Origin of the sequence: Cryobacterium lactosi (assembly GCF_004403945.1) — a bacterium.
Taxonomy (GTDB): Bacteria; Actinomycetota; Actinomycetes; order Actinomycetales; family Microbacteriaceae; genus Cryobacterium; species Cryobacterium lactosi.
In genome coordinates this window covers 1-6,285 of sequence record NZ_SOHM01000028.1, presented here as the reverse complement: position 1 = coordinate 6,285, position 6,285 = coordinate 1, and the positions used below count along the sequence as shown (strand labels likewise).

The window sequence follows — 6,285 nt, the reverse complement described above, 5'->3', positions numbered from 1 at the left end:
GTCTTGGAAAGCTGTACCTTTCTGAGACTGCACGGTGCCGGAATCGAAAATGAATACACCCGTCTTGGCCGCAGCGGTCTCACGGTGAGCCGTATTGGGTTGATCGTGATCCGGCTCGCGAACCACGCCACGCTCACCATCAAACTCGGGCAGATCGACATGCGCGGACACCGTCAGGTTGTGACGGCCCTCAGGACGGCACTGGGGAGTACCCAGAAGCGGCCCGGGCATGCCGGCCGGGCCGCTGCCGTGTCCGCTGAATATTGCTACCACGTCGATGGAATACCGCTATCACCCAGGACTACTCGCCACCCGGTGCTGACATTTCTCCGATTCGGCCATGTCACTGCTGGGCTCTGAGCAGGCGGTAGTAGCGCCCGCGATTGTCGGAGCCGCGCTGGGACTCAACAGCTGCGCCGTCAGAGCATCTGAGCTTCGCGGGTCACGCGAGATTGAGATTCAGGCACGATGGTTCCCGCCAAACTCAGCAGAAGGGGCAGGAGCCGCGTAGCGGTGTCAAGCTTGCGGCGTGCTCTCAATGGTGATGACGGTCCATGAAACCGGTGGTAGCTCCAAGGTGCACATGCTGCCGTTCAACACGAGGGATTCGTTCCCGCGCATGCTAACCCGCTCGGGGTCCAGAAGCGTGTTCATCGCGTAGACGTCGTCGTCGGCAAGGGTTTGGGCGGACACCAGCGTTGCGTCGTCCAGGACATCGAGATCGAATTCGAGCTTCGTAGATCCCGTCTGCGATCGGTTGACCACGAAAATACTCGTTCGTCCGGTCGCCTCGTCGAAGGTGCTCACCGCGTCGAGGAGAGGCACCGGCCCATATACCTCGGTATCGTATGTCTCGCACTCGAGTCTGGTGGTGACCACGGCGCCGGAAGCTAGGGCTGAGGTGAGCGCGAAGGGGAAAAATGTCGTCTGGCGCCAGGCGATCCCGCCCGGCTCGGTCATGATGGGTGCGATCACGTTGACCAGTTGGGCGAGTGAGGCGCTGGTGACACGGTCGGCGCGCTTCAGCAGCGAGATCAGCAGGTTTCCGACCACGACGGCGTCTGCGACTGTGTACGCGTCTTCGAGTAGGCGCGGCGCGACAGGCCAGTTATCGACACCTTGGATCTTGTCGACGGTTTCGTATCGTTTGTTGTACCAGACATTCCATTCGTCGAAGGAGATATTGACGACATGGTTGCTGCCCTTTACGGCCTTGACGTGGTCGATGGTGGCAATAACGGAGTCGATGAACGCATCCATGTCGACCGCGGAGGCGAGGAAGCTTCCTAGATCACCGTTCTCCTCGTAGTAGGCGTGGCACGAGATATAGTCGACGTCTTCGTAGGCGTGCGTCAGAACCACCCGCTCCCACTCGCCGAACGTCGGCATATGCCGGCTGGACGAACCGCAGACGACGAGCTCGAGCGAAGGGTCGAACGCCCGCATTGCTTTCGCTGTCTGGGAAGCGAGTTTGCCATAGTCCTCTGCGGAGCGGTGCCCGAGTTGCCAGGGGCCATCCATTTCGTTGCCCAAGCACCACATGCGCACGTTGAAGGGCTTAGTCCGGCCGTTGTCTGCGCGTTGGGAAGAGAGCGCGGTACCTTTCTCGAGGTTGGTGTACTCCAAGAGGTCAAGTGCCTCCAGTGTGCCGCGCGTTCCGAGGTTTACCGCGAGCATCATCTCGTTGCCGGTAGAGTCCAGCCAGTCGGCGAACTCGTGCAGTCCGACCTGGTTCGACTCGGTCGAATGCCATGCGAGGTCGAGACGGGTCGGCCGCCGGTCGCGGTTTCCGACGCTGTCTTCCCACCGGAACCCGGAGACGAAGTTGCCGCCCGGGTACCGGATGGCGCTCACTCCGAGTTCGCGAACCAGTTCTTTGACGTCCTCGCGGAACCCCTGTTTGTCGGCGGTGGGATGCGTGGGTTCGTGAATACCGTCGTACACCGCCCGTCCCAAATGTTCGATGAACGAGCCGAATACTCGGCGGTTCACCTGACCTATCGGGAGTCGGGTGTCAAAAATCAGTCGTGCGGCAGCCATCTCAGCCTTTCGAATCGGAGTAGGGGTTCAGGTGTGGCGGGAGTCGTTTGCGGTTTGAGGTCGGGGCTGGCGACGCTCTCGTCGAAGCGTCGTTGAACAAATAGGAACATTGTGGCGAGCGGTATGACGGCGATGAGAGAGCCGGCAACTCTGTGACGGACGGGTGTGCATCAGGGCGTGATTCGGAATCGCCGGCATTGATTGTTGAGATTGCTCCTCTGTTCGATTGCGGCACCGTCGTTTGACGAGCAGCCTGCGAGGTCGAGGACTTTGCCGGTGGCTGCGGAAACAAACTTGGTGAATCCGTCGGTAGTGGGTTCTGCCTGCCACTCGCTGTTAAGTGCACCGCATGTGGCCTGCGTAATTGGGGCACCGTCGGCAGAGGAGTTGTTCGCAACAGTGAGGCACAGGGATGAGGCTGTCGCTGGGTGAATCTCCACATACCCGTTGGTTGAGGGTGTGAAGGTCCACCTCTGACACGGGCTATCCACCCATTGCCACTGTTGTAGGGCGGCACCGTTGCTGGTGGAGCAGAAGGGGATATCGAATGACTTGCCTGAGGCGGCGGACACGATTCTGACGTCGCCGGCTGGGCGCAGCAACCACTCCTGGCAGGTGTTGCCCAGCGCTGTCCACTGCCGGATGGCGCTCCCGGCCGCTGATGCGCAGTTGGCTGCATCGAGCACCATGCCGTTGTCACGGTTGGCGATCGTCACGTATCCGGACGTGGTGGTCGTGGGCCGCCACTGTTGGCAGCTATTGGCGATCCACGACCATTGTCTTGCCGCCGTACCATTCGCTGTCCCGCAGCTCGCAGAGTCCAGTGATTTGCCGCTCACGGAGTTCACCAGTCGGTACCAGCCATCGGCCGTTGAGTCCCATTTCCAGTTGGCCGCAGCATCCGTGCACGGTGCTTGGATCAGTCCGGCCCCGTCTGGAACAGCTGAAATTGCGACAGACGCGCACAGGCCGCTGTTGCGGTTCATGAGCTGCCACGATGCTGCGTTGACCTGAGCGGTGATCGGTCCGAGCTCGCCGCTGGGAACGGCCAGCGGGGCCGTTGTGGCCGCGGGCTGGCCGAAGACTGGGCTGTCGGCAGAATCCCAGGTCACCTGTTGCGCTCGCGTGGTTCGCGTGGTGTCGCACACCTGAGAGGCGAGATCGTTCCCATGGTAGGCGTTCCAGGTTTGGGTGCCGTCCGGAGAGCTGAAGAAATCGTTATGACCCGGCCCGTAGACGCCGTTTGCTTTCGAGAAAACAGCGCCGGTGCTCTTGATCCAAGATGCTGCCTGCGCAGGGTCTCCACCAAGGTAGGTCAGCATCCCAAGCTGATAATCGGGGGTCCAGCAACCACTCGCGGAGTAGACGATATACGTCTTTCCAGCACGCTGAAGTGGCACTGGTCCTTCATTCACCGCCCCTCCGACCGTCTCCCACGATTCGGTGGGTTTCGAGAGGAGTGACCCGGGCCCGGTAGCTGTCCACGGGTCCGACATTCGGGCGATGTAGTTGCTTTGTCGCCCGTCGGGAGCAATCTGCGACCAGAGGGCGAACAGTTCGCCGCCGAGTTGCATGTATGCCCCGTCAATGTGCCAGGAGTCGGTGGGGATGGGCCTGCCTTTATAGAGGTACGGCCCCATCGGGTCATCACCTGCCGACTCGAGCACGTGCAGATGCTGCGTGTCCTCACTGCGGGTGCCACCCATGGTGTACATGAGGTACCAGCGCCATCCGTTCGGGCCCTGCAGCCTCTGCAGCTCGGGTGCCCACATGGTGTTGTTTCTGCCCGGCGTGGTGTCGGAGTAGACCGTCGCTACGGCTGCGGTCTTGAGGCCCGCAAGGGTGGGCGACTTACTCATGGTGACCTGGTTGGTCCAGGTCGTCGCGGCAAGGTAGTAGTTGCCGTTGTGGTACTCGATCGTCGGATCCGCGCCATTGAAGATGGCGTTCTGGAATGTCGGTTCGCCGACAGCGGTTGCCTGGTCGGCAAATGAGATCGGTGCGACGACTGTGGCGATCACCGCGATGACGATCGCGGCGATAAACACAAATGATCTGCGCCCCATGCTGTTCTCCAATGTCTCAAAAAGTCAGAAGTGAAGGTGGCGAGCGGTGAGCAGGTCGAGCCGCCGTTGCAGACGCCAGGGTGAAGGCCCCTGTTGTACGAGGAGGGGCGCATCGCACTGATGCGCCCCTCCTGACTAGCTAGAAAATGTCGATCGCGTCGAGCTCTGCGAACCCGACACTCTTGGTGAACCTGACGGTGTTGTTGCCAGCCGTGAGGTTGACCAGCACCGTGATGGTCTTCTCCGTGTTCCAGGTGGCCGTCGGGGGGAAGCTGACGGTTGTGGGTGCTGCACCGTTTATCGACAGCTTGTGCGACGAGGTGGCGCCTGACCCGTTGGAGTAGGTCACCTTGATCGCGAATGTCCCGCTGGCGTCAGCAGGCACGGTTGGGAAATGAACCGAGCTCGTAGGCAGATCGATATAGCCGGCGTGTTCACCGCCGGAGCCCGAGAGCTTCGGAACTCGCGTGACGTTGGTGAGAACGGCTTCCTCAGCTTCGAACCGAGTGCCTTGCGTGTACTGCTCGACGACGTCGATTTCGGCCTGGCTGGTCCCCTTCGTGAAACGGATGTTGTTCGTTCCCTGAGTGAGGGTCGCGCTGAAGGTGACGTAATCGTAGTCATCCCAGCTGCGAGTGGATGCGAGGGCCAGGGAGAGCGGCGCAGCACCGTTGACCGAAACCTGATGCGTTGCCGCAGCGCCCGAGCCATTCGAGTAGCGCACCCGGAACTTGTACACACCTGCTCGAGGAGCCTCGATGGCGTTGAAGAGGATATTACTGGTCGCCAAGTTGATGTACCCGACCTCTGCGCCGCTGGATGCGGCACTCCGGCTCAGCACCTGCAGGTCGGAGGAGAGCACCTGGCTCTCAGCCTCGTACTTCGCGGTGTCCAACGGCATGACGCTCGACACGACGTCGTGCTTGCCGACAGCGTTCTCCCGCGACGTGAGCTGCATGAGGGACCGGCCGTCGAGGCTGGTGGTGACGCTTTGCGAGTAGCCGCCGTTGTCGTTGCCCGGGATATCAATCGGAGTGGGGAAGAGGTTCCAGTTCCCGACACCCAAGGTGGTGCTGGCGAGGAAGTTCGACTTGGCCGGGGTGACACCGTTCATTTGGGTTCCGGTGACGATCAGCGTGCCGTTGGGGCCACCGGTCTCGACCCATTCCACCCAAGGGCTTCCGAAGAGCGACTGTCCTGATGCGGTCTGCAACTTGAAACCGATATCGGCCGGGTCTCCCCAGTTGAGGCCATCGGGAGAGAACTTGGCGTAGACGGGCACGTCGGGAAGGCCGACAACTTCGTAGGCGCCGAAATACTGGCCGTTGGGCAGGCGGACAACCGTCATCATTCCCGGGCGGGTGTTACGGTCCGGCACCGCGACGTCATTGAGTTTCGCGCCCCAGGTCTGGCCACCATCGGTCGATACCTTGTGCACGAGGGCTTGGAGAATATTCGCGGATTTCTGCTTTTCGTCCGAGTAATACACCACGAGGCCGGACGGCGTCAAAAGGAGCTGCGGCTCCCAGACGGGGGAGGACGTCGAGGTGGGCTCGGGGGCGTAGACGGCGGGTCCGCCGGTGTCGATCGTGGAGACGAAGCTCCATGTGGTGCCCGCATCCGTGCTCTTGTACATCACCAGCCGGGTCGACGAGATGTCGTTGGGGATGACGTTGCCGACCAGGAGGATCGTTCCTTCGGCGAGATTCCCGGATGCGGCGGGGAGTTCGTAGAGGGCGGGTTGATAGCGGTTGCCGAGTCCGAACTGGGCGTCGACGATGTTGGTGACGAATTGCCATGAGCTACCGAAGTTGGTGCTGCGGTAAATGGGCCATGCTGGCTTGTTGCCGTCGACGTCCGTGTGCCGCTCAAACGTCGAGAGGACGGTTCCGTTGGCTTCACCGTTGTGCCGAAGAGTGATGGCTCGGGTGTAGGCGGCGCCGGCGCGGGCGGATGCGGGATCGGACCAGACCGTCTGATCTCCAGGGGCGGCGATGGCCGCGTCGGGGCCGGCGGCGACGAGCGCTCCGGCGATGAGGACGACTGCGGCGAGGCTGCCGGACAGACGCTGTAGGGCTTTGTGCATGAAGTGATCTCTCTGCTAGATGACGGCTTACTGCTATGGCGTACATCGATGTAACGGCGGGGTTTTCGCCATCACGCTCAGCGCTTGGCGGTG

General features: G+C 61.6%; 4 protein-coding genes. 1 reads left to right on the top strand and 3 read right to left on the bottom strand.

Going from position 1 to position 6,285, the window contains the following annotated elements:
* A partial coding sequence (locus E3T61_RS22205; RefSeq protein WP_206751528.1) for a hypothetical protein occupies positions 1 to 360 on the top strand: 360 nt, incomplete at its 5' end.
* A gap of 156 nt (positions 361 to 516) precedes the next feature.
* Here E3T61_RS22205 and arfA read toward each other — a convergent pair.
* The 3 genes from arfA to E3T61_RS11720 all read right to left on the bottom strand — a co-directional run bounded on the left by arfA (position 517) and on the right by E3T61_RS11720 (position 6,192).
* Entirely contained in the window at positions 517 to 2,040 is a 1,524-nt protein-coding gene (gene arfA, locus E3T61_RS11735) for an arabinosylfuranosidase ArfA (protein ID WP_134641046.1), read from the bottom strand.
* Positions 2,041 to 2,210: 170 nt separating this feature from the next.
* Positions 2,211 to 4,106, bottom strand: coding sequence for an RICIN domain-containing protein (locus tag E3T61_RS11725; protein WP_134641047.1), 1,896 nt, complete (start codon positions 4,104 to 4,106; stop codon positions 2,211 to 2,213).
* Positions 4,107 to 4,245: 139 nt separating this feature from the next.
* Positions 4,246 to 6,192: a CBM35 domain-containing protein gene (locus tag E3T61_RS11720; RefSeq protein ID WP_134641045.1), complete on the bottom strand. Its 1,947-nt coding sequence runs from the start codon at positions 6,190 to 6,192 to the stop codon at positions 4,246 to 4,248.
* Positions 6,193 to 6,285 lie beyond the last annotated feature (93 nt).

Bases quoted from the DNA above. Each gene is read 5' to 3' on its own strand.
- arfA (WP_134641046.1), bottom strand. From the start codon at position 2,040: ATGGCTGCCGCACGACTGATTTTTGACACCCGACTCCCGATAGGTCAG.
- E3T61_RS11720 (WP_134641045.1), bottom strand. From the start codon at position 6,192: ATGCACAAAGCCCTACAGCGTCTGTCCGGCAGCCTCGCCGCAGTCGTC.
- E3T61_RS11725 (WP_134641047.1), bottom strand. From the start codon at position 4,106: ATGGGGCGCAGATCATTTGTGTTTATCGCCGCGATCGTCATCGCGGTG.